The organism is Nocardia sp. NRRL S-836 (genome assembly GCF_001279525.1).
Classification (GTDB): domain Bacteria; phylum Actinomycetota; class Actinomycetes; order Mycobacteriales; family Pseudonocardiaceae; genus Lentzea.
On the sequence record NZ_LGDY01000106.1, the window covers coordinates 72476 to 98627 of the forward strand.

Genomic DNA, 26152 nt, shown 5'->3' on the forward strand with positions numbered 1-26152 from the left:
CACCGCCGCCAGGCGTTCAGCGGAAGCCCGGTAAGCGCCGCCGCGAGTCATTCGGCGGAGCCCGGCCTGCCCCGCTATGCCCCTGCCGGCAAGCACAGGGTGCGCCGCCGCCATGCGTTCGACGAGAGCCCAGCGGACCCCGCTATGCCCTACTGGCAAAGCAATGCGTGCCCGCTGCGACTTACCGGCGGAGCACCGCCCTCCCTGCGTGCCCGGCGGTGCACCGCGTGCCCGACTGCGACCTACCGGCGGAGCACGGCGTGCGCTGCGGCGAGCCGTTCGACCTCGTCGCGTTCCCCGCGCTCCCCTGCCACATCGTCCGCCCATTCGAGCAACCGGCGCAGGTGGGTGTCGGCCGCTGCCGTGACGACCTCGGGCTTACCGAGGACGACCTCACCGCTGGTGCCGTCGATGGTGACGAGCGTGCCCGCGCTCAGCGAACGGTCACCCACCCCCACGACGCCGGGTTTCCCCATCGACCGCGCGACGACCGCGGCGTGGCTGGCCGGTCCGCCGCGCGCGGTGACGATGCCGGTGGCGGCGGCGAGGCCGCGGATGTCGTCCGGTGACGTCTCCGGCCGCACCAGGACGACGGGCCCGGCCGCGGCCATGCGCACCGCCTCGTCCGCGGTGAGCGCTACCCGGCCGGTCGCCACACCGGGGCAGACGCCCAGCCCCCTTGCGACGACGTCGACACCGGGCGCGATCCTGGGCGTGCGGACGTGCCGGAGGTGCTGGGGCGAGACGCGCAGCAGGGCTTCGCGGCGGTCGATGACGCCCTCGTCGGCCAGGTCGGTGGCGAGGCGGACGGCGGCGGCCCCGGTGAACCGGCCCGGCCGCACCTGCAGCAGCCACAGCACGCCCGACTCGAAGGTGAACTCGACGTAGCAGGCGTCGCGGTAGTGCCGTTCGATCCGGTTCAGCGCGTCACGAAGGCCTTGCCACACCTCGGGTTCACGTTCCAGCTCCCGCAGCGGCAGGGTCAGCGACCGCCCGGAGACGACGGCGTCGCCCTGCTGTCCGAAGAGGACCTCGCCGAACGGCACGTTCGCGCCGGTGTTGGGATCGCGGCTGAACGCGACGCCGGTCCCGCTGCGGTCGTCGCGGTCGCCGAACACCATCTGCTGCACGACCACGGCCGTGCCCAGGTCGTGCGGGATGCCGTGCAGCATGCGGTAGGTCCGCGCGCGGGGGGTGTCCCACGAGGAGAAGACGGACTTCAGCGCGTCTTCGAGTGCGTCCGGTGTGGGGCGCACGTTGAGGATGGTGTCCATCATGCCGGGCATCGACACGGCGGCCCCGGAACGCACCGAGACCACGGACAGTCCCGCCACCGCCGTCACGAGCTCGTCGCGCAGCCCGTCCGGCAGGCGGCCGTCGCGCAGGAACGCCCGGCACGCCTCCGCGGTGACGACGACCCCGGCGGGCACCGGCAGCCCGAGCCGGTGCAGCACCACCAGGCCGTAGGCCTTGCCGCCCACCACCTCCGGTGGTTCGTCGAGCCGGGCGGAGAGCCGCCTCACCCACCCCATCGCTGGATCCCCAGTGTCGCGAGGAGGTCCTCGTGCAGCTCGGCCCAGACCGTGTGGAACGAGGCGATGCTGTCGGCCACGTACTCCAGCTCCCCCGCCCGGGCACGGGCCAGTGCTTCGCCGAGCCGTGCCTCGTAACGGCCGAACCGGGGCACCGCGGCGGCCAGCGCGGCGATGACGACGAGGGCACGTTCGTGGAAGTCCACGAACAAGCCGAGAACGCGGTCGTCGTAGGCGGTGTCGCCGTGGTCGTTGACGGTCGTGACGCCGTCGACGGACCGGATCTGCCACGCCGTGCAGAGGTCGAGCAGCTCCGGGTTGAGCACGAGGAACCCGTCGAACGCCTCCTTCAACGCCGGCCGGGCACCGCCGCGTTCCAGCTCGGCCGTTATCCGCTCGGCGTCGGCCGCCTTTCCGGCGTCCGTCAACGCCCACCCGCCGAAACCCTTGTGGTGCGTGACGAGGCCGGCGACGGCCAGGTCGATCAGCTCGGACTCCACATCGGACTCGGACAGTCCCGTGAACGACGCCACGCGAGCGGTGCCGGTGGACCCGACACAGCGCAAGGCGTGCAGCACCAACAGTTCGTTGCTCACGACGTCGCCTTCTTCCGCTGCGCCGCGACCGCGTGTCCGGCACCAAGCCCCTGCGCGCGGCTCACGATCACGCCGTCCCGCACCCGCACCGCCGCCTCCGTGCCATCACCGGGATCCTCGACCCCGAGCGCCGACGCCACCGCCGCACCCTCGTCCAGCACCACCCGCAGGTCCTGCCAGGCCGCGGCTTCGAACACCCGCCGCAGACACCCCGCGACATCGCTCAGCCGGAGCCGGACGAGCCGCCCGGTCTCCTCCGGATCACTCGTGACGACCACCAGCACAACCTGCTCCCCCGCCTTGGCGGCCCGCACCGCTTCCTCGGCCGCACCGAGCCGCCCGGCCCCGAGCACCACGACCACCCCGTCCGCGAGGTCGCCCCGTCCACCGCCGAGCAGGTCGACGAGCCCGCCGGGCGTGCTCCAGGTCTCCGCGCAGGTCCGCGCCGGGGCGACGTACGGCAGGTGCGGCGGCGCCCAGGCGTCCGCGAGGTCGATCTGCGCGAGGTGCCGGCACGCGTGCGCCACGTCGAACGGATCACCGAACCCCGGCGACGTCTCCGCCCGGTGCACCGCACCGTCCAGCAACGTCAGCACCAACTCGGCCAGCCGCACCTGCCGCGCGGGCCCGCCCCGTTCGAGCGCGACGGCCAGCAACAGCGCCTCCAGCCGCGCCACCTGCGCCAGCACCACCCCGTGCGCGTCGTCGAGCACCCCGTCCAACGACCGCAACTGCAACCGCCCACCCGCCGCGGAGTCCCCGACCAGCGGAAGCCGCTCCAGCCACACCCGCGCGAACACCCCCAGCGCGTCGACCTTCGACAGCGGCGACCCCTCCGGCGGCACCGCGGCCGTCTCGACCAGGTCGATCAGCACCGCCAGGTACAGCGCCCGCTTGCTCGGGAAGTTCGAGTACACCGCACCGCGGGTCAGCTCCGCGCGCTCGGCGATCCGGTCGACCTTCGCCGGCCCGAAACCGTGCTCGGCGAACTCTTCCTTCGCCGCCGCCAGCACCAACGCACGCGTGCGCGCCTGCTGCTGCACCCGAGTCAGCCGAACCATCGCCGCCCCCAGTCGTTCAGATGTTGCGAACATCCAGATTACACGAGCGCGCGAGATGCCTTGAGGTGGGCACTTGTTGCTGAGCACTCGTCGGTGGCATCGAACGACGCCGGTCCTGCGGAGTCGGCGCAGGAGGCGCGGCGGTGGGCGCAGCAGCGCGGGAAGGCAGGGGGTCGCAGCGCCCGCGCGAGACGGCGCGGGGCGGAGCGGGCGGTCGCGCGAGTGGCGACGCGAGCCTGGGGCGCCGGGCACGGGGCGGCCGCATCGCGCGACGGGCGGGCGCATCACGCAGCGGGCAGGCGCATCACGCGGCGAGCAGGCGCAATGGGCGGCGGGCAGGCGCAGCAGGCGAGCGCAACAGGCGAGCACGACAGGCGGGCACGACAGGCGGGCACGACAGGCGGGCACGACAGGCGGGCACGACAACGGCGCCCGCAGCAGCACGGTGTCAGGCGCAGAACGGTGGCCGGTGGCGGCGCGGAGGTGGCGGCGCCATGCGGCGCCAGCAGCGGTCGCGGCGAGGTGGCCGCGTGGTTGCAGGTCTTGACGGGACCGCACCGCTCGCCGCGGTCGCCGCGCTGGTCGTGGACGTCTACCTCTGCTGAGGCGCCGGAGTGGTCAGGCGGTCGTCTCGATGTCGGTGACGCCGAGGCCGAGGTGCTCGATGTGGTACACGGCCTCGTCGAGCAGCATCGCGACGTGGTTGTCGTACAGGCTGTAGACGACGCTGCGGCCCTGGCGGGTGCCGGTGACCAGGCCGAGTGCGCGCAGCAGCCGGAGCTGGTGGGAGACCGCGGACTGCTCCATCTCGACGGCTTCCGCGAGCTCGCCGACCGAGCAGGCGCCGTGCCGCAGGCGGGTCAGGATGCGCAGGCGGCTCGGTGTCGCCAGCGCCTGGAGGGTGGCCGCCACCGTCGCCGCCGACTCGGCGTCCAGCTGCGCCGGCGGTGTGGCTCTGCCCTCGACTCCGTGACCCATGACAGCATCCTACTCAGTGAACACATGAAGAGGTCTTCAGATGTTCCTGTATGGTGCCCGGCGTGACTTCGACGCTCCTCCTCGACCGGCCGCAGCCCGCCCGGACGGCAACGCGTTCTCCGTTCACGATCACCGAGGTCCGCTGGGCGGTCGCGGCCACCGGTCTGTTCCTGTTCGGCGTCGGCCTGAAGTTCGCGGGAGCGGCGCCGTGGACGTGGTGGGTGCCGCTGCTCGCCTGTTACGTCGCCGGCGGGTGGGAGCCCGCGCTCACCGGGCTCAGGGCGTTGCGGGAGCGCACGCTCGACGTCGACCTGCTGATGATCGTCGCGGCGGTCGGTGCGGCCGCGATCGGGCAGGTCGTCGACGGTGGGCTGCTGATCGTCATCTTCGCGACGTCGGGTGCGCTCGAGGCCGTGCTCACCCAGCGGACCGCGGACTCGGTGCGCGGGCTGCTCGACCTCGCGCCGCAGCGGGCGTGCCTGGTCCTGCCGGACGGCGGCGAACGGGAGGTGGACGCGGAGGCGCTGCGGATCGGTGACGAGGTCCTCGTGCGGCCGGGTGAGCGGATCGGCGGGGACGGCGAGGTGGTCGGCGGGAGCAGCGAGGTCGACGAGGCGTCCATCACCGGTGAGCCGTTGCCGGTGCCGAAGCGGCCGGGCAGCGAGGTGTTCGCGGGGTCGCTCAACGGCACCGGTGTGCTGCGCGTGCGGGTTGGCCGCGAGCCGAAGGACTCAGTCATCGCGCGGATCGTCGCGCTGGTCGAGCAGGCTTCCGCCACGAAGGCCAAGACGCAGCTGTTCATCGAGAAGGTCGAGCAGCGCTACTCGGTCGGCGTGGTGGCCGTGACGCTGACGTTGTTCGCGCTGCCACTGCTGTTCGGCGCCGCGCTCGAACCCAGTCTGCTGCGGGCGATGACGTTCATGATCGTGGCCTCGCCGTGTGCGCTGGTGCTGGCCACGATGCCCCCGCTGCTGGCGGCGATCGCCAACGCGGGCAAGCGCGGTGTGCTGGTGAAGTCCGCCGTGGCCATGGAACAGCTGGGCACTGTCGACGTGGTGGCGTTCGACAAGACCGGCACGCTCACCGAGGGCACGCCGCAGGTCGTCGGCGTCGTCACCGAGCAGGACGAGGACGAGGTGCTGGCGCTGGCCGCGGCCGCCGAGCAGTTCAGCGAGCACCCGATCGGACGGGCCGTCGTGGCCGAGGCGCGGCGGCGGAACCTCCGGCTGCCCGAGGCCCGCGACTTCCAGGCGACTCCGGGCGTGGGCGTGACGGCACGGGTGGCCGGACGCGCGGTTGCCGTGCGGCGGCACGACTCCGAGCGCACCACCGCGGTCGAGGTCGTCGTGGACGGCCGTGCGGTCGCCGTGATCGAGCTGGCGGACGAGATCCGGCCGTCGAGCCCGGCCGCCGTACGTGAGATCACCGTCCTCACCGGACAACGGCCGGTACTGCTGACCGGTGACAACCACGCTGCGGCACAACGGGTTGCCACTGCCGTGGGCATCGAGGACGTGCGTGCCGGACTGCTGCCGCAGGACAAGGTGCAAGCGGTGCGGGAGATGAACGGCAACGTGCTGTTCGTCGGGGACGGCGTGAACGACGCCCCTGCCCTCGCGACCGCGCACGCGGGCATCGCCCTGGGCGGCAAGGGTTCCGCGTTGACGGTGGACACCGCCGACGCGGTGGTCGTCGGCGACGATCTCGCGGTCGTCCCGGCCGTCGTGTCACTGGCCCGCCGCGCGCGCCGGGTGGTGATCGCCAACCTCGCGATCGCGGGGACGTTCATCGTGGTGCTGTCGGCGTGGGACCTCTTCGGAACGTTGCCACTCCCCCTGGGTGTCGCGGGCCACGAGGGTTCCACGGTCCTCGTGGCGCTCAACGGCATGCGGCTGCTGTCCGCCGGTCGGCGGTCTCGCGTCCGCTGAACCGTTTCTAGTGCCGTACTGCGGCAAATGTCCGATTCTGTGCATACAACGGGATGGTTTCGCTGACGCGAGAACGGGTACAGGGCCGGTGTGCGGAAACGTCGATGGGCGGGTCTGGTGGGGGTGGGCGCGGTGTTGCTCGCCGTCGTGCTGCTCGGGGTGTGGCCCGAGTCGCCGAGCAGCTATCGGTCCACTGTGGAGTCGAGCGTCCAGGACGCCGTGTCCGCGGTGGGCACCGCCCGTCTCACGGCTCAGAGTGCCCTGAGCGGCAACACGTTCGGCGCTTACGAGTCGACGGCGCTCGAAGACGTCGGGGACAACCTGACCACCGCCGTCACCGACGTGATCGAGCTGCCGCCGACCGACCAGGACACCCGCCGGTTGCGGGACGAGGTGCTGCCGCCGTTGCAGGACTCCGCCCGCATCGTCGGCGACCTGGACCTCGCCATCCAGAACGACGACCGGGACGCGATCAACGCCTGCGTGGCCGGTCTGACCGCGGTGGGCGACCGCCTCGCGACGACGCTGGAGCGGCTGCGATGAAGCGGTTCCTCGCCGTCACCCTCGGCATCCTCACCGCGATCGGCGGGTTCGTCGACATCGGCGACCTCGTCGCGAACTCCGAGACCGGCGCGCGGTTCGGCATGAGGCTCGCGTGGGTCGTCGTGCTCGGCGTGATCGGCATCTGCGTGTACGCGGAGATGGCCGGCCGGGTCGCGGCGGTCAGCGGCCGTCCGGTGTTCGACCTGGTGCGGGAACGGCTCGGGCCGCGCATCGCGCTGGCGAACCTGGCCGGGTCCTATCTCGTCACGCTGCTGACGCTCAGCGCGGAGATCGGCGGTGTCGCGCTCGCGATCCAGCTGGCCACCAGCGTGCACTACCTGCTGTGGGTGCCGATCGTGGCGTTCGTGCTGTGGGTGGTGCTGTGGCGGGTGAAGTTCGAGCCGATGGAACGGGTCTTCGGGCTGGCCGGTCTCGCGCTCGTGGTCTTCGTCGTCGCGTTCTTCGCGTTGGACCCGCCGTGGGCGCAGCTGGGTGACCAGGTCACGAGCCTGGGGCCGCCGGCCACCGAGGACTGGGCCACGTACGGCTTCTTCACGGTCGCGCTGTTCGCCGCGGCGATGACGCCGTACGAGGTGTTCTTCTTCTCCTCCGGCGGGGTCGAGGAGAAGTGGTCCCGCAAGGACCTCACCATCGAGCGTATCAACGTGTTCGTGGGCTTCCCGCTGGGCGGCCTGCTGTCGCTGGCGGTCATGGCGTGCGCGGCGGTGGTCTACGAGCCGCTGGGCGTGCAGGTCGACAGGCTGAGCCAGACCGCGCTGCCCGTCGCGATGGCGCTGGGCAAGCTGGGCCTCGCGGTGCTGATCCTCGGCTTCTTCGCCGCCACGTTCGGTGCCGCGCTGGAGACCGGCCTGTCCGCCGGCTACACCGTCGCGCAGTACTTCGGCTGGCAGTGGGGCAAACTGGTGCGGCCGAAGCAGGCCGCGCGCTTCCACACCGTGGTGCTGATCAGCATCCTGCTCGGTGTCGCGCTGCTGCTCACCACGGCCGACCCGATCACGATCACCGAGTTCTCCCTGGTGTTCAGCGCGGTCGCACTGCCGTTGACCTACCTGCCGATCCTGGTCGTCGCCAACGACCGCGACTACCTCGGCGACCAGGTCAACAGCCGGTTCACCAACGCACTGGGCGTGACCTACCTCGTGATCATCCTGGTGGCCGCGGTCGCCGCCGTGCCGCTGATGATCCTGACCGGGATGGGACGATGACCACCGACGCACCCGACCCGCTGCGGATCGACTTCCACCTCCTGGACCGCCAGATCGTCGACCTGGACGGCTACCTCGTCGGCAAGGCCGACGACATCGAGCTCGGTGTCACCGACGACGGCAGGCCGTTCGTCGCGGCTCTCCTCGTGGGCCACCACGCGCTCGGCACCCGCATCGGCGGCGCGCTGGGCCGGTGGATGACGGCGGTGGCACGCCGCATGCACACCACCGGGGACCCGAAACCGCTGCGCATCCCCTACGAGCGGATCGCCGAGATCGGCAGCGCCATCCGGCTCGACGTCCGCCACGAGCTGCTCGACACCCCCGCACTCGAACTGTGGTTGAGCGACCACGTGATCGGACGCATCCCGGGAGCCACCGATGCTGGCCAGTGACCTGCTCGGACGCACCGTCCACGACCGCCGGGGCCGCCCACTCGGCCTCGTGGCCGACCTGCTCGCCGAACCCGACGCCGAAGGCCGGCCACGGGTCGTGCGCGTGCTCGTCACACCACGCCGTCGCGGGCGGCTGCTCGGCTACGAACGCCCTGGGCTGCAACGACCCTGGGTGATCGAGAAGCTCTCCCGCCTCCTGCACCGCGGCACCCGCGAGGTGGCGTGGGAGGACGTCGACTGGTCGCCGCGGGAGGACTAGGCGGTCCCCAGGTTGGCGTACGCGGTGCGGACGGACTGCTCCGCCTGCGGGTCGCGGAAGTCGAACGCGGAGCCGTCGGCGAACTCGACCCGCACGAACCACTCCGGCTGCACCTGCCTGCCCAGCGGCACGGCCACGAACCGCCGGGCCACGCTGACCGGCGCCTCCCACCACGTGACCAGCGGCGGCACCTCGCGCTGCGAGCCGCGCACCCGGCTGAGCAGGCCGCCGCGGTCCGGTTCGAGCACCTCCCCCTCGACCACCAGCCCCAGGCGCTGACTGGTCAGCAGCAACCAGCACTCGTCGCGCCCGGTGGTGAACAGGTCGGCCCACCGCACGGCGAGCTGCGCGGGGCTCTGCGCGTGCGCCCAGCCCCACACGGCCGGGTCGTGCGCCCACTCGTCCAGGCAGAACTGACCGCTGCTCACGGCGGCGGTCGGCAGCGGCCACTCGGGCTCGGCGATCCCGGCCACCGGCACGTCACCGACGAGCACGTGCGGTGCCCTGCCCGCCGAACCGATGTGGCCCTTGCGCTCGACGGCCCACACGACCTGCTCGCCGGTGCGGACCCAGTGCTTCTGGGCGATCTCCGCGAGCTTGACCCTGTCCCTGGGCACGATCACCCCTGTCCGTTGGCCATGGCGAGCAACCGGTGCGCCTGGTCGGGACGCGGGCCCGCGAGCAGGTCGACACCCGATCCGTCCACGAAGGACACCCGCAGCACGTGGGCGTCGCGATAGGTGAGGTTCTTGCGCGGCAGCTTGCGTTCCGCGACGGCGATGCCGGCGATCTGCGCGCGCGGCAGCTCCCCCACCGAGCGGATCGCGACGGTCTCCACCGGGCGGTGCGCGGGGTACAGGCCTTTGCCCGAGAGCACGTCCTTGGCGGTCTTCGCGAAGCCGCGCACCTGGTCGAGCAACGACACCTCCTGCTCGGGCCCCTCGCTCTCCTCGACCGCGGCGACCCAGGCGAACCGGCGCGGCGTCAGCACGCACCACACCTGGGCGGAGCCGTCGAGGCTCTGCCACGGCCGCATCGCGAGGGCGTCGGGCCGTGGCCCGAACACGACAACGTTCGGCGGCGTTGCGCTGTCCTGCCAATCGTCGGCCGTGGCCAGCGCGAACGGAACACTGGCCACACCCGCCACGACCTTGCCGACCACTCCGCGTTCGGGCTTGCCCCACCAGTCCAGGCCGCCGACGTCGAAGCGCATCGCGCCGCGACCGCCCGGCACGCACACCAGGACCGGCTCGCCCGGAGCGCACCACGACTGGCGGATGGCCAGCACCCCGTTGAGCTTCACCAGCTGAACCCGCGCTTCTCGGCGTCGCGGCGTTCTTCTTCCGACGGCTTGTTCTGCGCGGCGTCGTAGGCTTCCTGGCTGCCGAACTTGATCGCGCCGTCGACCGCGGAGTCGATGCCGGCGCTGAACAGCGCGCCGGTGATCCTGGTCTGCCCGCCGAGCGCGCCGGTGAGCACGGTCTGCGCGATGTTGCCCGCCAGCGCGCCCTCGCCGGTGACGCCCTGCATGAACCGGTTCGCGGTGGTCGACGCGAGCGAGGTCCCGTCCGCGCGCGTCACGACGTTGACGATCGGGTTCGACCCCAGGTGGCGGCCGGCGAACTGCTGGGCCATGTTGCCGCCGCGCAGGCCGTTCATCCGCTGGATGACCTGGCGCAGTGGGCCGCGCAGCCGCACCAGCAGCTTCTCGATCTGCTGCACGGCCTTGAACAGCTCCATCTGCAGCTTCGTCACCCGCATCGAGATCCGCACGCCGGTGCTGCCGACCTGCACGGTCGTCGTCGCGCCCGCCGCGGCGACCGAGCCGCCCGCGGTGATCCACGACGCCGCCAGCGCCGCGAGCCACTGCACGATCAGGCCGATGATCAGCTCGGTGAGCACCTGGATCACGAACTCGACGAACATGTCGAACAGCTCGGCGATCGTCTCCAGGGTCTGCTTCAGACCGCGGATGTCCTCCGCCAGCGCCTCGACACCGCCGGCGAACTCGGTGACCTGCTTGCGGAAGCCGTCACCGGCGGAGCCCACCCACATGGCCTTGGTGGTGTCGGCGCGCTTCTTCTCGGACTCGGCGACCTCGTCGAGCCACTTCGCGACCTCCTCCCAGCCCGCGCCGGTGGCGCGCATCTGCTCGGGGTCGCCGATCGCCCACTCGGCCAGCTCGATCAGCGGGCTGAGCACGATCGAGACGAGGAAGCCCAGGCCGTTGTCCAGCAACGCCTGACCGGGGCTCGCCAGCGTCTGCAGCAGCTCCAGGCGGCCGGAGATCGTGGCCGCGGTCATCTGCGGCGGTGACGTGGCGTCGGCCAGGTCGGCGATCGCGCTGTAGGCGGAGCTGCCCCGGCCGGCGGCCTGCTCGAACCAGTTCTTCTGGTCGCCGTCGTTGAGGTCGGCGAACGTGCCGGGACCGGTCACCGGGCACCGCCCCCGAGACCCTTGCTGATCTGGCCGAACGCCTGCGTGAGGCCGTCGTCCACACCCCGGTAGACCTCGAAGCTCTCCTGCAGCTGCTCACCGGTCTGCTTCAGGAACGCCTGCGCGTCCGTGGCGAGCTGCTGGCACTCCTGCAGGCTCTTGAAGTAGCCGCTGCTCAACCCGACCGCGTCACCGATCGGGCCGAAGCACTGGTCGTCGACCCTGGCCTGCTCCAGCAGCTTCGCCAGCGCACCGAACTTCTCCGCGAGGCTGTCACTGCCGCGTGCGAACGCGGTCAGCGCCTCGGGCTGAACGTGAAAACTCACCTGACTCCCCCCTACCGCAGGTACGTGCTGGGCGGTTCCTCGTCTTCGACGTGATCTTGAACCGGTCGGTTCCGCGGTGCCGCGGGTGGCGGGAACGGCGGCTGCGCCTGCGGCGGGAACGGGGGCTGCGGCGCGGCGGGCTGAGGCGGCGCGCCGGGCGGAGGCGGCGCCGACGGCATGATCGGCTCGACGCCCGAGGCCAGCATGCCGTCCTTGAACTGCTGCAGCCGGTCGCCCAGGATCGGTGCGACGGCCTGTTCCAGCTGCTGCGCGGCGTTCTGCGTGGCCATCCTGATCGCGTCGAGGATCTCCTGCTGCAGCTGGACGTGCGAGCGGTTCATCGCGTTCGGCGCCAGCTGCAGGCCGAGCACGGCGCCGGAGGTCGCCGCGGTCACGGTGACGGCTCCGTCCCGGCTGCGCCCGACGCCACGCAGGTCCTTCATCGCCTGCTGCAGCTCACCGGCCTTCTTCGCCTGCTCCTCGAACGAGCGCATGAGCGACTGCATCCGCTCCTGGCGGTCTGTCACGGCACTTCCCCCGAAACGTCCTCGATCGACGTGACGAGGCTACGCGACCCGCCGGCGGCCCCGGGTCGCGGTCCTGTGTGGACCGGCTAGCGGCGGTGGGCGCGCCAGGCCGTGACCAGCAACCCCGTGAACACGGCCGCGCACGCGACGGCGCCGAGCCCGACCAGCGCGACCGACGACCACGTCACCCCGGCGATGACGGCCAGCAGGCCGCAGAGGTAGGCGGTGAGAACGCCGAGGAGGCGCACTGTCCGGTGGGACAGGAACGACAGCGGCGACGGCCGGGTGAGCTTGGCCGCGAACCTGGGGTCTTCGTCGAACAAGCGCTGCTCGATCTCCTCGAGCACGCGCTTCTCATGGTCTGCCAACGCCATTGCGGGCCTCCAAGTCTGCCGTGCTCCGACCACTATCGCTCCCGTTCCGCGCTCTGCCAAGAGCATCACCGCCGCAACGGCCGGCAACCGCCTGATCAGCCCGCCCTGCCGCGGTGCCGGAACGCCGCCGCCTTGACCCTGTTCTGGCAGGCCGTCGAGCAGAACCTCCTGGTGCCGTTGTACGACGTGTCGACGTACACGCGGTCGCACCGGGGCGCCGTGCAGACACCGAGCCTGCCGCGTGCTTCGGTGCCGAGCACGACCGCGAGCCCCGCGGCGCACACACCCGCCCACTCGGCGGCCACCCCGCCGGCGGTGCCGCGGTGGTGCACGTGCCAGGCGGGATCGCCGTCGTGCAGCACCAGCTCCGGCCGGACCCGGGCCGCCGTCAGCAGGTCGTTCACGTGCTTCGCCGCGGTCGCGACGTCACCGGTGGAGATCGCGGTGAAGACCAGCCGCAGCGCCTGGGCCGACGCCTGGAGGTCGCGCGCGTCCTGTTCGCCGACGACGTCGAGCCGTTCGAAGCACTCGCCCGCCGACCGGAGGGCCGCGGTGATCACCTCCGCCCGTTCGGCGCCCTCGGGTGGCACATGCGGTCGGCTGCGGCTGTGGCCGGGCGTGAGCGCGTTCACCAGCAGGGCGGCGACCCGGACGGGTGCGTCATAGTGACTGTCGAATCGCAATTGACCAGTCATCCTCTCGCGTGTCACTGTCATTCTAGAGAGCAGCAGTGACACGAGGGGGTGCGTCCTGCGGTCCGACCGGGGTTTCCCGCTGCTGTGGGCCGGTGAGACGTCGAGCCGTCTCGGCGCCGCCGTCACGTCCGTGGCGCTGCCCCTGCTCGCGGTGACCGAGCTGGGCGCGAGCTCGGTGCTGATGGGCGTGCTGAGCGCCGCGAGCTACCTGCCGTGGGTGCTGCTCGGCCTGCACGCCGGTGCGTGGGTCGACCGCGCCCGCAAACGGCCGATCATGCTCGGCTGCGACGTGGCGTCCGGGCTGCTGCTGCTCAGCGTGCCGCTCGCGGCGTGGGCGGGGGTGCTCACGATGGCGCACCTCGCGGCCGTCGCGTTCCTCACCGGCTGCTGCACGACGGTGTTCGTGACGGCGTACCGCGCGTACGTGCCCGTGGTGGTGCCGCAAGCCGGTCTCGTCACGGCGAACGCCCGGTTGCAGGGCGGCGAGCAGGTCGCGCAGGTCGCCGGTCGTGGCCTCGGCGGCGTGCTCGTCCAGGTCCTCGGCGCGGCCGGGTGCCTCCTGCTCGACGTCGCCAGTTTCGCCGTCTCGGCGGTGTGCCTGTCCCGCATCCGGGCCACGGAGCCGGCGCCGGTCGGAGAGGTGGGTCTGCGGGCGCGGATCACCGAGGGCCTGCGGTTCACCTGGGCCGACCCGCACCTGCGCACGCTGGGACTGTTCAGCGCCATCGGCAACCTCGCCTTCACCGGCCTGCAGACCCTGCAGGTGGTGTTCCTCGTGCGCGACGTCGGAGCCGCACCTGCGATCGTGGGTGTGCTGGCGGCGACGATCAGCGTCGGCGGCATCGCCGGGGCGGCCGCGGCACCGTGGTCGGGCCGGCGTTTCGGCACGGCACGCGCGATGGTGGCGTGGGCGCTGGTCACCGGCCCGTTCGCACTGCTGGTCCCGTTGACGTCCAACGGTCCCGGGCTCGTGCTGATCGCCGTCGGCACGATGGCCACGGGCACCGGCCTGGTCGCCATCACCGTGATCATGACCAGCTTCCGGCAGGCGTACTGCCCGCCGGAGCTGCTCGGCCGCGTCGGCTCCACCGCGGCGTTGTTCACCTACGCCGCAGTCCCGGCCGGCACGCTCACGGCGGGTGCGCTCGGCGACGTGCTCGGCAACCGCACCGCCCTGTGGGTGGTCGCCGCGCTGTTCACCGGGTACGGCTGCGTGCTGCTGGTCAGTCCACTGCGGACACTGCGCGACCTCCCCGACCGAGCCGGGCTCGCTGTCCATCGTGACCCTCCGCCTTCTCCGCCGCGCACACCAGGCCGGGGAGAACCGTGGCCGCGAGGTCCTCGCGGCCACGGGTGGTTCAGTGCTGGTGGTGTCCTTCGTGGCCGCCGCCGTGGTACTGGTGCACCACCGCGTGCCCCTTGCCCCGCGAGATCAGCCAGCGGTTGACGGGCACGGTGATGACGAACGCCACCGCGAGCGAGAACGCGAGGCTGACCCAGAAGAGCCAGTTCGTCAACCCCGCCTCCATCGCGCCGGGCACGAGGAGCATCACGCCGTTGTCGACGATCTCCATGACCGCGATCGACACGGTGTCCGCGGCGAAGGCCACACCGATGGCGGCCCGCAGCGGCAGCCCCGACCTCAGGACCGGGCGGATGGTGAGCGAGTAGCCGAACACGAAGGCGAGGACGATCGCCAGCACGACGGTCGGCAGGTTCGACCAGCCGAACGCGGTGCCGATCACCATGCCGAGCACCTCACCGATCGCGCAGCCGGTGAGGCAGTGCAGCGTCGCCGAAACGGCCAACCTCGTCAGACCCTGCCCCGCGCTGCCGTGCTCCATGACGTTCCCCTTCGGATCCGGGTACCCCCTGGGGGTATCTCGGCGTGCACGTTACGCTCATACCCCCTGGGGGTGTCAACACCGATCTGCCGGCTGAGGTGTGATCCATTCGAAGTGGTGACCCGCAGGCACCGAACCTGGGATCTACTAGGTACGGTAGTGGGATGGACGGGAGCACGCGGCGAACAGCGGCCCAGTGGGCCCTGCTCTGCCTGCTGCTCCTCGGTGTCGTCGGCATGCACCACGTCACCCCGGACACCGGGCCGCCCGCCATGTCCACCGCGACCGGCTCGCACGGCGACCACGCGCCGGGCGAACCGGAGCCCTCACACGGCGTGCTGCACCTCTGCATGGCGGTCCTCGCCGCCGTGGTGCCACTGCTGCTCGGCTGGCTGCTGCTGCGCGCGCTGCGCCCAACCCAGAGCGGGGCCACCGGCACACCCGCGTGGCCACGTGCGCCGCAACGGCCTCCCCCGCCAGGCGGCCGCGCACTGCTGAGCTCCCTGTGCGTGCTGAGGCTGTGATCGACACCGCTTCCACGGTCGGTCACATTCCCAGCACAGAAGGTTGCACATGAAGCGGAAATCCCTGATCGGTCTCGGTGTCGCGGCGGTCGCGCTCCTCGCGGGCTGCGGCGGCAACGACATGGCCGGCACGCACGCCATGACCACCACCGCGCCACCGGCCGTCTCCGGCCGGCAGGACGGGCACAACGAGCAGGACGTCGAGTTCGCGCGAGCCATGATCGAGCACCACCGGCAGGCGCTGGACATGGCGGCGGTGGTGCCGGGCAAGAGCACGAACCCGGCGGTCACCGAGCTCGGCAAGCGGATCGCGGCAGCGCAGGCACCGGAGATCGAGAAGATGACCGGGTGGCTGGCGAAGTGGGGCGCCGCGCCCGCCCCGACGTCGATGCCGGGCATGGACCACGGGTCCGGCCACGGCTCCATGCCGGGCATGATGACGGCCGAGGAGATGGCGAAGCTCAACGGCGCCACCGGCGCGGAGTTCGACCGCGCGTGGCTGGAAATGATGATCAAGCACCACGAGGGTGCGGTCGAGATGGCCGAGGCGGAGCAGGAGAAGGGCGCCAGCGCCGAGGCGAGGAAGCTCGCCGAGGAGGTCGCCGAAGCCCAGCGGGCCGAGATCACCGAGATGCGGAACCTGCTGAAGCAGGGCTGAGCGGGCGGCTACAGCGCCGGGGGGAGGATCCCGTTCTCCGCCCGGCGTTCTCAGCGTGGGACGCGGGCCTCGCGCAGCAACCTGTTGCCCCACACCAGACCGGCCGCCGAGAGCACCAGCCAGGCGGCAGCGGCGGCGATGGACCGCGGCGAACCGAGGCCGAGCACGGCGTCACCGAGGAACGCGGCCACCAGCGTCGTGGGCACCAGGCCGATCGCGGTGCCCAGCCCGAACCACAGGGGCCGCACCGCGGTGACACCGGCGCCGTAGTTCGACGCGGCGAAGGGCACGACCGGCAGCAGCCGCAGGACGATCGTGGCCGCAAGGCCGTTCGCGGCGAACACGTCGTCCAGCACCCGGAGCCGTCCCGCGCCGAGCCTGCGTGCGACGGCGTCACGACCGAGCAGCCGGCCCACCCAGAACGAGAGCAACGCACCCGCGGTGAACGCCGCGATCGCCAGTGCCGCACCGGGGACCACCCCGAACAGCAGGCCGGAAGCGGTGGCCAGCACCGGTTTGGGGAGGAACAACGGCGTGCCGAGCGCACCGAGGAGCAGGAACACGAAAGGCGCCCACGCGCCCGCCGCCTCGATCCACGCACGCACCTGCGCCACCTCGGGCAGATCGACCACCGCGACGGTGACGGCCAGCACGACGACCAGCACCACCAGCGCGGTCACACGCACTTCACGCATGAGAGCCCTTCTCGGTGGTCGTCGGACTCGATCGTAAGGCAGCCAGCTGACGTGCCGCGTGACACATACCCCCCACCCGTATCGCCGAACCTCTTGCACACCCATACCCCCCATGGGTATAAATACGGCAAGCGCCCGCCGTTCCCCCGGTCAGCTCGACCGGCCGCGCGGCGGACCGATCGACAGGAGCGGTAGATGCACGGCTACACCGACAACAAGGACGACCACCTGCGGCGCTTGCGGCGCATCGAGGGTCAGGTGCGCGGACTGGCACGGATGATCGAGAACGACGACTACTGCATCGACGTCCTCACCCAGATCTCCGCCGCCACGAGGGCCCTGCAGTCGGTGTCGCTCAACCTGCTCGACGAGCACCTCAGGCACTGCGTCAGCCAGGCCATCTCCGAGGGCGGTGCGGCAGCGGACGACAAGATCGCCGAGGCCAGCAACGCCATCGCCCGCCTGGTCCGCTCCTGACCCCACCGTTTCAGAACCACCTGCGAGGAGCACCCCATGTCCGAGTCCGTCTTCACCGTCAGCGGCATGACCTGCGGGCACTGCGTCAGCTCGGTGACCGAGGAGGTCAGCCGGATCGACGGCGTGCAGAACGTGGCCGTCGAGCTCGACAGCGGCAAGGTGACCGTCACGAGCACCCGGCCGGTCGCCGAGGACGACGTCAGGGCCGCCGTCACCGAGGCCGGCTACGCGCTGGTCAGCAGCTGAGGGGGAGGCAGATGAACACCGCCACGAAGGTGGCCGCCTACGCCGGTGTGCTGGCGATCGTCTTCGGCGGCGCATGGGCTGCGGGCGCCGCCGCCGGGCCGTTGGGCACCGCGGACACGCCACAGGCGATGGACCACGGCGCCGGGCAGCCCACCGCGGCCGCCGTCCCGCCCGGACTGTCCGTCGCGGACAACGGCTACGTGCTCGACCTGGCGCAGAACGCCCTGACCGCGCAGACCCGGCAGACCTTCAGCTTCCGGATCGGCACGACCGGCGGCGGCACCGTCACGGAGTTCGACGTGGAGCACGAGAAGAAGCTCCACCTCGTGCTGGTGCGCCGTGACGGGTCCGGGTTCCAGCACGTGCACCCGGAGATGGCCGCCGACGGCACCTGGTCGCTCCCGCTCACCCTTCCCGCGGCCGGGAGCTACCGCGTGTTCGCGGACTTCAAGCCGGCGGGCGGCGCGAAGACCACGCTGGGAGCGGACGTCCAGGTCGCCGGGCCCTACGAACCGGAGCACTTCGCCGCGGACACCCGTGAGTCCGCTGTGGACGGCTACGTCGTCCGGCTGACCGGCGACCTGAAGGCCGGAGCCGGGTCCACCGTGACCGCCACGGTCACCAGGGACGGCAGGCCGGTCACCGACCTGCAGCCGTACCTCGGCGCGAACGGCCACCTGGTCGCGTTGCGCGCGGCCGACCTCGCCTACCTGCACGTGCACCCGCAGGACGGCCCCGGTGCCGGTCCGGACGTGCAGTTCGCCGTCGAGGTGCCCACGGCCGGGCGCTACCGGTTGTTCCTCGACTTCCAGCACGGGGGCGAGGTCCGCACGGCGAGCTTCACGCTCAGCACCGACGGCACCGCACCCGCGACCGCCACGCCCACGCACGCCGACGACCACGGTGGTCACGGTGGCTGAGCACGACACCCTCGAAGAGGAGGCGCGTTCCATGAGCTCACCGGCAAGTGAGATCGAACTGTCCATCGGCGGCATGACCTGCGCCTCCTGCGCCGCGCGGATCGAGCGCAAGCTGAACAAGCTCGACGGCGTGCGGGCCACCGTCAACTACGCCACGGAGAAGGCGCGCGTCAGCTTCCCGGAGTCGCTGACCGCCGAGGACCTGGTCAAGGTCGTCGAGAACACCGGCTACACCGCCGAGCTGCCCGCTCCCCCGGCGACCGGCGAGCAGGCGGAGGAGGCGGACCCCACGCTGCCGCTGCGTCAGCGGCTGGTCACCTCCATCGTGCTGAGCGTGCCGGTGGTCGCCATGGCGATGATCCCGGCGCTGCAGTTCGACTACTGGCAGTGGCTGTCGCTGACGCTCGCCGCACCGGTGGTCGTGTGGGCGGCCTGGCCGTTCCACAGGGCCGCGTGGACCAACCTGAAGCACGGCGCCGCCACGATGGACACGCTGATCTCGCTCGGTGTGGCCGCGGCGTTCCTGTGGTCGCTGTACGCGCTGTTCCTGGGCACGGCCGGCGTTCCCGGCATGAAGCACGGCTTCGACCTGACCGTGCAGCGCATGTCGGGCGCGGGCAACGTCTACCTCGAGGTCGCGGCGGGCGTGACGACGTTCATCCTCGCCGGCCGGTACTTCGAGGCGCGGTCCAAGCGCCGTGCCGGTGCCGCCCTGCGGGCCCTGCTCGAACTGGGGGCCAAGGACGTCGCCGTGCTGCGGGACGGCCGCGAGGTGCGCATCGCGGTGGACGAGCTGCGGGCCGGTGACCGGTTCGTCGTCCGGCCCGGCGAGAAGATCGCCACCGACGGCGTGGTCGAGGAGGGCAGCTCCGCGGTCGACCTGAGCATGATCACCGGCGAGTCGGTGCCGGTCGAGGTCACCGGCGGTGACAGCGTGATCGGTGCCACGGTCAACGCGGGCGGGCGGCTGGTGGTGCGTGCGACGAGGGTCGGCGCGGACACCCAGCTCGCGCAGATGGCGAAGCTGGTCGAGGACGCGCAGAACGGCAAGGCCGAGGCGCAGCGCCTCGCCGACCGGATCTCCGCGGTCTTCGTCCCGATCGTCATCGCGCTGTCCGTCGGCACGCTGGCGTTCTGGCTCGGCGCCGGCACGGGCGCGTCGGCGGCCTTCACCGCCGCCGTCGCGGTGCTGATCATCGCCTGCCCGTGCGCGCTCGGCCTGGCCACGCCCACGGCGTTGCTGGTCGGCACGGGTCGTGGCGCCCAGCTCGGCATCCTGATCAAGGGGCCCGAGGTGCTGGAGTCGACCCGTCGCGTCGACACGGTCGTGCTCGACAAGACGGGCACGGTCACCAGCGGCCGGATGAGCCTGGCCGAGGTGCACGTCGCCGACTGTGTCGACGAGGAGCAGCTGCTGCGCCTGGCCGGTGCCCTGGAGCACGCCTCCGAGCACCCGATCGCGCGGGCGATCGCCGCCGGTGCCGCGCAACGGGTCGGTGACCTGCCCGCGGTCGAGGGCTTCCAGAACATCGAGGGCCTGGGCGTGCAGGGTGTCGTCGGCGAGCACGCCGTCCTGGTGGGCCGGGCCCGGTTGTTCCAGGAGTGGAGCGTCCGGCTCGGCGAGGACCTGGTCACGGCGAAGAAGGAGGCCGAGGAGAACGGCCGCACCGCGGTGCTGGTGGCGTGGGACGGCGAGGCCCGCGGCGTCCTGGTGGTCGCCGACACGGTCAAGCCCACCTCGGCCGAGGCGATCGCGGGCCTGCGCGGGCTCGGTCTGCGGCCGGTGCTGCTGACCGGGGACAACGAGGCCGTGGCGCGGTCGGTGGCCGCCGAGGTCGGCATCGACGAGGTCGTCGCGGAGGTGCTGCCCGCCGACAAGGTCGACGTGGTCAAGCGCCTGCAGGCCGAGGGACGGGTGGTCGCGATGGTCGGCGACGGCGTGAACGACGCCGCCGCACTCGCCCAGGCCGACCTGGGTCTCGCGATGGGCACCGGCACGGACGTCGCGATCGAGGCCAGCGACCTGACGCTGGTGCGCGGTGACCTGCGGGCCGCCGTCGACGCGATCCGGTTGTCGCGCCGCACGCTCGGCACGATCAAGGGCAACCTGTTCTGGGCCTTCGCCTACAACGTGGCCGCCCTGCCGCTGGCCGCGCTCGGCCTGCTCAACCCGATGATCGCCGGGGCGGCGATGGCGTTCTCGTCGGTGTTCGTGGTGAGCAACAGCCTGCGTCTGAGGGGCTTCCGCAGCGCGAACCGGCACACCGTGTGATCACCTGGTCCGGCTCGCGGCCGCGAGCCGGACCAGCCCGCCCGGACGGGAGCCCGCCCGTGGCGGGCATACTCCGGGTTCTCCTGGAAGGACGTGGGTGATGCACGGGCTCGGTGAGCTGGAGGCCGCGGTGATGAACGTGCTGTGGCACGACGGCGGGCCGCTCAAGGTGCGCCAGGTGCTGGAACGGCTGGACACCGGCAGGCAGCTCGCCTACACGACCGTCCTCACCGTGCTGGACAACCTGCACCGCAAGGAGTGGGTGACCCGCGAGCTCGAGGGCAACGCCTACCGCTACCGGCCCAGGACCAGCCGGGCCGAAGCCGCCGCGAACGCCCTGCGGGACGTGCTCATCGCCTCCGGCGACCCGGAGGCCGCGCTGCTGCACTTCGCGCGGTCCGCGACCGAGGAGGAGTCGGCGGTGCTGCGCCGGGCGCTGCGCAGGAAGTCCTCGGACCGATGACGGTCGCACTCGCACTGCTGCTCGGGTCCGCCGCGATGGGCTGGCTGGCACCGCGGGTGCTGCGGCGGATCGGCGACCCGGTGGTCGCCCTCGTCGCCTGGACCAGCTCGGTCGTCGCCGTCATGACCACCTCCACCACAGCTGTGGTGCTGCTCGTGCTGCCCGAGCACGGCCTCGGCGTCCTGGAGTCCCTGCACCACTGCTGGGACTCGGTGGGCCACGGCACCACGCCCGAGATCGAGGTGGTCAGCGGCCTGACCGGCGGCGCACTGCTGGCCGCCCTGTTGGTCCGCCTAGCGTTCGTCGGCGCCCGCGGCGCCCGGCGACGCGCCCGTGCCCGCGCGGAACACCTCTCGGTGCTCCGCCTCGCCGGGCGCCGGGAACCCGGCCCGCACCCAACCGTGTGGCTCGACCACGACCGCCCGCTGGCCTTCAGCCTCGCCGGGCGGCCCGGCGTCGTCGTCGCCACGGAAGGGCTGCACCGCCACCTGACCCCCGACGAGGTCGGCGCGGTCCTGGCCCACGAGCGCGCCCACCTCGACGGACGCCACCACCTGCTGGTCGCCGCCGCGGACGCCGTCGCCACCGCCCTGCCCGTCCTCCCGCTGTTCACGCGCGCGGCGAGCACGATCCGTGAGCTGGTCGAGATGTCGGCGGACCTGACCGCCGCACGTGCCCATGGATGCGACACCGTCCGCACCGCCCTGATGCGGGTGTCGAGCCACGGCGCCCCGGACTCGGCGCTGGCGATGGGCCGGGACGTGCTGGACGCCCGTCTCGACCGCCTGCGACGCCGCCGGGTGCCGAACCGCACGCACCGGGTGGTCTCCGGTGGGATCGCCGGCGTCACCGCCATCGCGCTTCCCGTCGTCACCGCGGCCGTGACGGTGGTCGCGGTGATGCTGCTGACCTGCTCTCCGGGCTGACGACCGTCGGCTCGGCGGACCGGTCAGCGGCCGAACCCGGCTCAGCGGGTTCCGGTGGCGCGAACCACCGGAACCACCGAACGTCGTGTCCGGAGTGCCGGTCAGGAGGCGGCGCGGTCACCGGACGGGCGCCGCCGCAACGCCGGGGTCGTCAGCGACGGCGGGATGTGGGCGATGTCGAGCTCACCGAGGTCCGTGCCCGGCGGCACGATCCGGTCGACGGCGTCGAGCACGTCGTCGGCCAGCACGGTGTCCGCACCGGCGAGCAGGTCGTCGAGCTGGGCCATCGTGCGCGGCCCGATGATCGCCGAGGTGACCGCGGGGTGCGCGATCGTGAACGCCATCGCCAGGTGCGTCAGCGACATCCCGGCCTGCTCGGCCACCGGGAGCAGCTGCTCCACCGCGTCGAGCTTGTGCTCGTCGGTCATGTGGCGCGGGAGCCAGTGCATGCGGGCGGCGTGGCCGTCGGACGGCCGGCCCTTGCGGTACCGGCCGGTGAGCAGGCCTCCCGCCAGCGGGCTCCAGACCAGCACGCCCATCCCGTACCGCTCGCACACCGGCAGCACGTCGCGCTCGACGCCCCGGTTGAGGACCGAGTAGTGCGGCTGCTCGGTGCGGAACCGCTCCAGGCCGCGGCGTTGCGCCGCCCAGTGCGCCTCCACGAGGTCCGCGGCGGGCAGGTTGGAGCTGCCGATGCTGCGCACCTTGCCCGCGCGGACCAGGTCGGTCAGCGCGGACAGCGTCTCCTCGACGTCGGTGCGCGGGTCCGGGTGGTGCACCTGGTAGAGGTCGATGTGATCGGTCCGCAGCCGCCGCAGCGAGTGCTCCACCTCGGCGACGATCCAGCGCCGGGAGCTGCCGGACCGGTTGGGGCCCTCGCCCATCACGCCGTTGACCTTCGTCGCGAGCACCACGTCGTCACGGCGGCCGCGCAGCGCCTTGCCGACGATCTCCTCGGCCTCGCCGTAGGAGTAGACGTCGGCGGTGTCGATGAAGTTGATCCCCGCGTCCAGCGCGCGGTGGATGATCCGCACGCACTCGTCCTGGTCGGGGTTGGCCACCTGACCGAACATCATCGTGCCCAGGCAGTACGGGCTGACCTCGATGCCGGTGCGACCGAGCACGCGTGTCCTCATCGGAACGCCACCACGATCAGCGCGGTCCCGGCGGTGCCGACGGCCGGGCCGCCGTAGAACAGCGCCGGCCGGTCCGGCCGGGGCGTGCTCTCCCTGCCGAGAGCCGCGGCGTAAGGCTTGGCGAACAGGCCCGCGAACCGGACACCGCCCAGGACGGTGTACGCCACGACGGCGAGCAGGACGGCGATCCAGTCGACCGGGCCCAGCGCGCTGAGAACATTCATGTCCGCATTTCCTCCGATTACAACGGCCTGGTGCCGTGTGCGGACCCACTCTCACGCCGGTAGAGGACAGCATCGGTCCGCTACCCCTGCAGAACCCGGCGCGGGAACCGCTCAGCGCCGCCCGCCGCGGACCGAGTAGGCGGCCATCCCGGTCACGAACACCACGGCGGCGGTCCACGTCGCCACCGGGTCGTCGGACGGGCCGAACGGCCACGTGACGACCCGTCCGGTCACCGACTGCGCGGGGAACACGATCGCGCTCACCGCCCACCACGTCACCGGTGCGGCCGCGGCGAACCGCGCTCCCGCCACGGCCGCCGCCAGACCGGCGAGACCGGCCAGACCCGCCGCGTTCCGCGTGACGAACGCGGCGTCGAACCGCTCGTCGCCCAGCTCCTGCACCAGCAGCACCACGACCGCGGCCAGCAGCGTCGCGACCAGCAGGTGCCCGAACCGCCACGCGGGCCACGGCACGGCGGTCGAGGAGTCCAGCTCGGGGTCCTGCCCCGTGAGGCCGGCCGTGCTCACCAGCACCGCGGCGAGCGAGGTGAGCGTGGCGCTCAGCGGTGTCCACGGTGAATGCAGCACCGACCACGTGGCCAGCACGACGACGACCAGGCACACCAGTGCCGCCGGTACTCCGCGCGACCGCGCGTACAGCGTGAGCGGCCTCATCGCGGTCCCACCAGGGCGTCGAGCACCCGCGCGGAGTCCTCGCAGGCCAGCATCATCCGCCGGGCCTGCGCGACGCGGTCGAGCTGCTCGTGCGCGGGCCGGCTGCGCAACGCCCGCCACGCCGCCTCCGCCTCGGAGCGCAACCTCCCGCTGCGCCACAGGACGCGCTCCGACGCGAGCTCGGCCAGCTCGCCGTTGAAGTAGCCCGCCGTCAGATGCAGCACCACGGACTCGTCGAAGTTCACCGAGTCCGGCGTGGAACAGGTCGGCACGCCCGCCCCGGCGAGCAGTTCCAGCCGCAGCTGGCCGGGGGTCAACGCCGGCAGGCCGGAGCTGCCCTGCGCCCTCACGTAGACGACCCCGGCATCCCGCCGGGGCACGGCGAGGTGCGCCATCGCCGAGGTGTCCTCGCGGACCTCGGTGGGCGGGTCGGGCAGCACCGCGAGCTTCGCCAGCACCTCCCTGCCGACCGCGGCCACCACGGGCAGGTGGTTCTCGTGCACCCGGCTCACGCACACCGGGCCGTCGCACACCAGCCTGCTCGCGGCGGAGTCGCTCACCAGCACGTCGGAGATCCTGGTCGGCAGGACCGAGAGGGCGAGCGCGAGTGCCAGCCCGGCCGGTAGCAGCGCCGCCAGCCGCCCGCGGCGGGTCCGCGAGACCAGCAGCAGGAACGCCGTGATCCCCAGACCGGTGAACCACACGAACTGTCCCATGTCGACGGAGGTGGACGTGGTGACCAGGTTCGAGGCGGGCGGGTCGAAGACGGGCGTGAGCAGTGCCAGCGGGGACACCTCGGCGGCCGGTGACCGCACCTCCAGCGCCTGTCCGGCCGCCGTCGCCGCCATGAACGTCGCCACGAGCGCCACCGGCACGGTCAGCGGGTGGGGCAGCAGCCGGCCGACCGCGAGGCCGAGCAGGACGCTCGACGCCATCGCGAGCACGACGGTGGTGGTGAGCGGGACGAAACCGGGCGAGACGAACCCACCGCCGCTCTCGACCAGCACGACGAGGCCCGCGCACAGCAGCACCGCGGCCGCGGAGACGACGCCGGCCACCGCCGACGCGAGCGTGCCCAGCCGCACCCGGTCGGGGCGCGGGGTCGTGGCGAACAGCTCGGTCACCCGCGCCCGGCCGTCCCGCATCCCCTGCAGGACCGCCAGTCCGACCACCAGTGCCCACACGTACGCCAGGGGCTGCCGGAGCTCGAACACGGCCGATGTCGCGTTGTCCCGCCACGTCAGGTCGGCCGAGCTGGTCAGCCACAGCATTCCCGTGCCGGAGACCAGGAACAGCGCTCCGGCCCAGAGCGCGGTCGAGCGCCGCAGCTCGATGCGCAGCGCGGTCACCAGGCACCTCCGGCGTTCTGGCCGATCAGCGCGGAGTAGCCGCGTTCGATCGGGCTGTCGCCGACGTGCCCGGCGGTCCCGGCGGCGGCGAGATCGGCCGGGGTGCCCTGGAACACCAGGGATCCCTCCGCCACGAGCACCACGTCCGAGCACGCCGCCGCGACGTCCTCGACCAGGTGCGTGGAAATCAGCACGCAGGACCGCTGCCCCAGCTCGACCACGAGTTCGCGGAACCGCAGCCGTTGCGCGGGGTCCAGGCCTGCTGTGGGCTCGTCCAGCAGCAGAAGGTCCGGGTCGTTGACGATCGCCTGCGCGATGCCCACGCGGCGGACCATGCCGCCGGACAACGACTTCATCCGGTCCCCGGCGCGGTCGGCCAGCCCGACCCGGTCGAGCGCCCTGCTGACGGCACCGGGGATCTCGGCAGGCGGCACCTCCTTCAGCCACGCCAGGTACTCGACGAACTCCCGCACCGTGAACCGCCGGTAGTAGCCGAAGTGCTGCGGCAGGTACCCGAGTCGCCGGCGCACCGGCCGCAGCCGGCCGTCCGCCGGGGTGCCCAGCAGCGACAACGTTCCCGAACTGGGCTTGCGCACCGTCGCCAGGGTGCGGATCAGGGTCGTCTTGCCGGCGCCGTTGGGTCCGAGCAGTCCGTGCACGCCCACGCCCAGGCGCAGGTCCAGCCCGTTCACCGCGGCGCGGCCACGCCGTCCGCCGACCCGGACCACGAGGTTCTCCGCTGTGATCGCCCGCATCCCGCTCTCCTCAGGTCGCCTTGGCCTACTACCGGCAAGACGACGAAGGGACCGCGACGGTTCTTCGAGCGCTGTGATGTGGCGCACAACCCTGAACGCCGGTGCGATCTGA

32 protein-coding genes are annotated in these 26152 nt (G+C 72.3%); 14 read left to right on the forward strand and 18 right to left on the reverse strand.

The features are described 5' to 3' along the window. Positions 1-242: 242 nt before the first annotated feature. The 4 genes from ADL03_RS24085 to ADL03_RS24100 all read right to left on the reverse strand — a co-directional run bounded on the left by ADL03_RS24085 (position 243) and on the right by ADL03_RS24100 (position 4167). Complete coding sequence (locus ADL03_RS24085) at positions 243-1532, reverse strand: PEP/pyruvate-binding domain-containing protein (protein WP_053735806.1); 1290 nt, start codon at positions 1530-1532, stop codon at positions 243-245. After that, a complete protein-coding gene (locus tag ADL03_RS24090; RefSeq protein ID WP_053735807.1) occupies positions 1520-2128 on the reverse strand; it encodes a hypothetical protein in 609 nt (202 codons plus the stop codon). Before ADL03_RS24090 ends, ADL03_RS24085 begins: the two co-directional genes overlap by 13 nt. Then, positions 2125-3189 (reverse strand): helix-turn-helix domain-containing protein, encoded by a 1065-nt coding sequence (locus tag ADL03_RS24095; RefSeq protein ID WP_053735808.1) that lies wholly within the window; start codon positions 3187-3189, stop codon positions 2125-2127. Before ADL03_RS24095 ends, ADL03_RS24090 begins: the two co-directional genes overlap by 4 nt. A gap of 618 nt (positions 3190-3807) precedes the next feature. Continuing rightward, on the reverse strand, positions 3808-4167 hold the full coding sequence (locus ADL03_RS24100; RefSeq protein ID WP_053735809.1) for a metalloregulator ArsR/SmtB family transcription factor: 360 nt from the start codon (positions 4165-4167) through the stop codon (positions 3808-3810). Positions 4168-4217: 50 nt separating this feature from the next. Between ADL03_RS24100 and ADL03_RS24105 the strand changes: the two genes are divergently transcribed. From ADL03_RS24105 to ADL03_RS24125, 5 genes are all read left to right on the forward strand, one after another. Beyond that, positions 4218-6095: a heavy metal translocating P-type ATPase gene (locus ADL03_RS24105; protein WP_053735810.1), complete on the forward strand. Its 1878-nt coding sequence runs from the start codon at positions 4218-4220 to the stop codon at positions 6093-6095. 90 nt (positions 6096-6185) lie between these two features. Further along, positions 6186-6638, forward strand: coding sequence for a hypothetical protein (locus ADL03_RS24110; RefSeq protein WP_157529156.1), 453 nt, complete (start codon positions 6186-6188; stop codon positions 6636-6638). Continuing rightward, complete coding sequence (locus ADL03_RS24115; protein ID WP_053735812.1) at positions 6635-7864, forward strand: NRAMP family divalent metal transporter; 1230 nt, start codon at positions 6635-6637, stop codon at positions 7862-7864. Before ADL03_RS24110 ends, ADL03_RS24115 begins: the two co-directional genes overlap by 4 nt. Further along, positions 7861-8259 (forward strand): PRC-barrel domain-containing protein, encoded by a 399-nt coding sequence (locus ADL03_RS24120; protein ID WP_053735813.1) that lies wholly within the window; start codon positions 7861-7863, stop codon positions 8257-8259. The genes ADL03_RS24115 and ADL03_RS24120 overlap by 4 nt, the downstream gene beginning before the upstream one ends. After that, positions 8246-8518 (forward strand): hypothetical protein, encoded by a 273-nt coding sequence (locus ADL03_RS24125; RefSeq protein WP_053735814.1) that lies wholly within the window; start codon positions 8246-8248, stop codon positions 8516-8518. The genes ADL03_RS24120 and ADL03_RS24125 overlap by 14 nt, the downstream gene beginning before the upstream one ends. Here the strand turns inward: ADL03_RS24125 and ADL03_RS24130 are convergent. The 7 genes from ADL03_RS24130 to ADL03_RS24160 all read right to left on the reverse strand — a co-directional run bounded on the left by ADL03_RS24130 (position 8515) and on the right by ADL03_RS24160 (position 12864). Beyond that, complete coding sequence (locus ADL03_RS24130) at positions 8515-9135, reverse strand: hypothetical protein (RefSeq protein WP_157529157.1); 621 nt, start codon at positions 9133-9135, stop codon at positions 8515-8517. The two genes, ADL03_RS24125 and ADL03_RS24130, sit on opposite strands and share 4 nt — an antisense overlap. Positions 9136-9137: 2 nt before the next feature. Continuing rightward, positions 9138-9821 (reverse strand): hypothetical protein, encoded by a 684-nt coding sequence (locus tag ADL03_RS24135; RefSeq protein ID WP_053735816.1) that lies wholly within the window; start codon positions 9819-9821, stop codon positions 9138-9140. After that, positions 9818-10954 (reverse strand): WXG100 family type VII secretion target, encoded by a 1137-nt coding sequence (locus ADL03_RS24140; RefSeq protein WP_053735817.1) that lies wholly within the window; start codon positions 10952-10954, stop codon positions 9818-9820. The genes ADL03_RS24135 and ADL03_RS24140 overlap by 4 nt, the downstream gene beginning before the upstream one ends. Next, positions 10951-11280, reverse strand: coding sequence for a hypothetical protein (locus ADL03_RS48670; RefSeq protein WP_053735818.1), 330 nt, complete (start codon positions 11278-11280; stop codon positions 10951-10953). Before ADL03_RS48670 ends, ADL03_RS24140 begins: the two co-directional genes overlap by 4 nt. Positions 11281-11291: 11 nt before the next feature. Beyond that, the gene (locus ADL03_RS24150) at positions 11292-11807 is read right to left on the reverse strand and encodes a YbaB/EbfC family nucleoid-associated protein (RefSeq protein ID WP_157529159.1); all 516 of its coding nucleotides are present in this window, start codon (positions 11805-11807) and stop codon (positions 11292-11294) included. Positions 11808-11893: 86 nt separating this feature from the next. Further along, on the reverse strand, positions 11894-12181 hold the full coding sequence (locus ADL03_RS24155; protein WP_063798688.1) for a DUF3040 domain-containing protein: 288 nt from the start codon (positions 12179-12181) through the stop codon (positions 11894-11896). A 95-nt stretch (positions 12182-12276) separates the two neighbouring features. After that, entirely contained in the window at positions 12277-12864 is a 588-nt protein-coding gene (locus tag ADL03_RS24160) for a CGNR zinc finger domain-containing protein (protein ID WP_053735821.1), read from the reverse strand. Positions 12865-12958: 94 nt separating this feature from the next. Between ADL03_RS24160 and ADL03_RS24165 the strand changes: the two genes are divergently transcribed. Then, positions 12959-14323, forward strand: coding sequence for an MFS transporter (locus tag ADL03_RS24165; RefSeq protein ID WP_255353393.1), 1365 nt, complete (start codon positions 12959-12961; stop codon positions 14321-14323). Here the strand turns inward: ADL03_RS24165 and ADL03_RS24170 are convergent. Then, positions 14235-14720 carry a DUF4396 domain-containing protein gene (locus ADL03_RS24170; RefSeq protein ID WP_053735823.1) on the reverse strand — a complete coding sequence of 162 codons (486 nt, stop codon included), beginning with the start codon at positions 14718-14720 and terminating at the stop codon, positions 14235-14237. The two genes, ADL03_RS24165 and ADL03_RS24170, sit on opposite strands and share 89 nt — an antisense overlap. 164 nt (positions 14721-14884) lie before the next feature. Here ADL03_RS24170 and ADL03_RS24175 point away from each other — a divergent pair, with 164 nt between their 5' ends. Next, entirely contained in the window at positions 14885-15244 is a 360-nt protein-coding gene (locus ADL03_RS24175) for a hypothetical protein (protein ID WP_053735824.1), read from the forward strand. A 49-nt stretch (positions 15245-15293) separates the two neighbouring features. After that, entirely contained in the window at positions 15294-15902 is a 609-nt protein-coding gene (locus ADL03_RS24180; protein WP_053735825.1) for a DUF305 domain-containing protein, read from the forward strand. Positions 15903-15952: 50 nt separating this feature from the next. On the opposite strand, the gene ADL03_RS24185 is transcribed toward ADL03_RS24180, so the two are convergent. Next, positions 15953-16597, reverse strand: a complete 645-nt coding sequence (locus ADL03_RS24185; protein WP_063798690.1) for a TVP38/TMEM64 family protein — start codon at positions 16595-16597, stop codon at positions 15953-15955. A gap of 195 nt (positions 16598-16792) precedes the next feature. Here ADL03_RS24185 and ADL03_RS24190 point away from each other — a divergent pair, with 195 nt between their 5' ends. From ADL03_RS24190 to ADL03_RS24215, 6 genes are all read left to right on the forward strand, one after another. Beyond that, positions 16793-17074: a metal-sensitive transcriptional regulator gene (locus ADL03_RS24190; protein WP_053735826.1), complete on the forward strand. Its 282-nt coding sequence runs from the start codon at positions 16793-16795 to the stop codon at positions 17072-17074. 36 nt (positions 17075-17110) lie between these two features. After that, on the forward strand, positions 17111-17320 hold the full coding sequence (locus ADL03_RS24195) for a heavy-metal-associated domain-containing protein (RefSeq protein WP_053735827.1): 210 nt from the start codon (positions 17111-17113) through the stop codon (positions 17318-17320). Between the two features lie 11 nt (positions 17321-17331). Then, on the forward strand, positions 17332-18240 hold the full coding sequence (locus ADL03_RS24200) for a hypothetical protein (RefSeq protein ID WP_053735828.1): 909 nt from the start codon (positions 17332-17334) through the stop codon (positions 18238-18240). A 31-nt stretch (positions 18241-18271) separates the two neighbouring features. After that, the gene (locus tag ADL03_RS24205; protein ID WP_053735863.1) at positions 18272-20512 is read left to right on the forward strand and encodes a cation-translocating P-type ATPase; all 2241 of its coding nucleotides are present in this window, start codon (positions 18272-18274) and stop codon (positions 20510-20512) included. 100 nt (positions 20513-20612) lie between these two features. Then, a complete protein-coding gene (locus ADL03_RS24210) occupies positions 20613-20975 on the forward strand; it encodes a BlaI/MecI/CopY family transcriptional regulator (protein ID WP_053735829.1) in 363 nt (120 codons plus the stop codon). Beyond that, the gene (locus ADL03_RS24215; protein WP_053735830.1) at positions 20972-21901 is read left to right on the forward strand and encodes a M56 family metallopeptidase; all 930 of its coding nucleotides are present in this window, start codon (positions 20972-20974) and stop codon (positions 21899-21901) included. The genes ADL03_RS24210 and ADL03_RS24215 overlap by 4 nt, the downstream gene beginning before the upstream one ends. Positions 21902-22002: 101 nt before the next feature. Here ADL03_RS24215 and ADL03_RS24220 read toward each other — a convergent pair whose 3' ends face one another. The 5 genes from ADL03_RS24220 to ADL03_RS24240 form a co-directional block, all read right to left on the reverse strand. Next, entirely contained in the window at positions 22003-23037 is a 1035-nt protein-coding gene (locus tag ADL03_RS24220; protein ID WP_053735831.1) for an aldo/keto reductase, read from the reverse strand. After that, a complete protein-coding gene (locus ADL03_RS24225; protein WP_053735832.1) occupies positions 23034-23261 on the reverse strand; it encodes a DUF1761 domain-containing protein in 228 nt (75 codons plus the stop codon). Before ADL03_RS24225 ends, ADL03_RS24220 begins: the two co-directional genes overlap by 4 nt. A gap of 111 nt (positions 23262-23372) precedes the next feature. Then, positions 23373-23936 carry a hypothetical protein gene (locus ADL03_RS24230; protein WP_053735833.1) on the reverse strand — a complete coding sequence of 188 codons (564 nt, stop codon included), beginning with the start codon at positions 23934-23936 and terminating at the stop codon, positions 23373-23375. Then, positions 23933-25285 (reverse strand): hypothetical protein, encoded by a 1353-nt coding sequence (locus ADL03_RS24235; protein WP_053735834.1) that lies wholly within the window; start codon positions 25283-25285, stop codon positions 23933-23935. Before ADL03_RS24235 ends, ADL03_RS24230 begins: the two co-directional genes overlap by 4 nt. Continuing rightward, on the reverse strand, positions 25282-26040 hold the full coding sequence (locus ADL03_RS24240; protein ID WP_053735835.1) for an ABC transporter ATP-binding protein: 759 nt from the start codon (positions 26038-26040) through the stop codon (positions 25282-25284). The genes ADL03_RS24235 and ADL03_RS24240 overlap by 4 nt, the downstream gene beginning before the upstream one ends. Positions 26041-26152 lie beyond the last annotated feature (112 nt).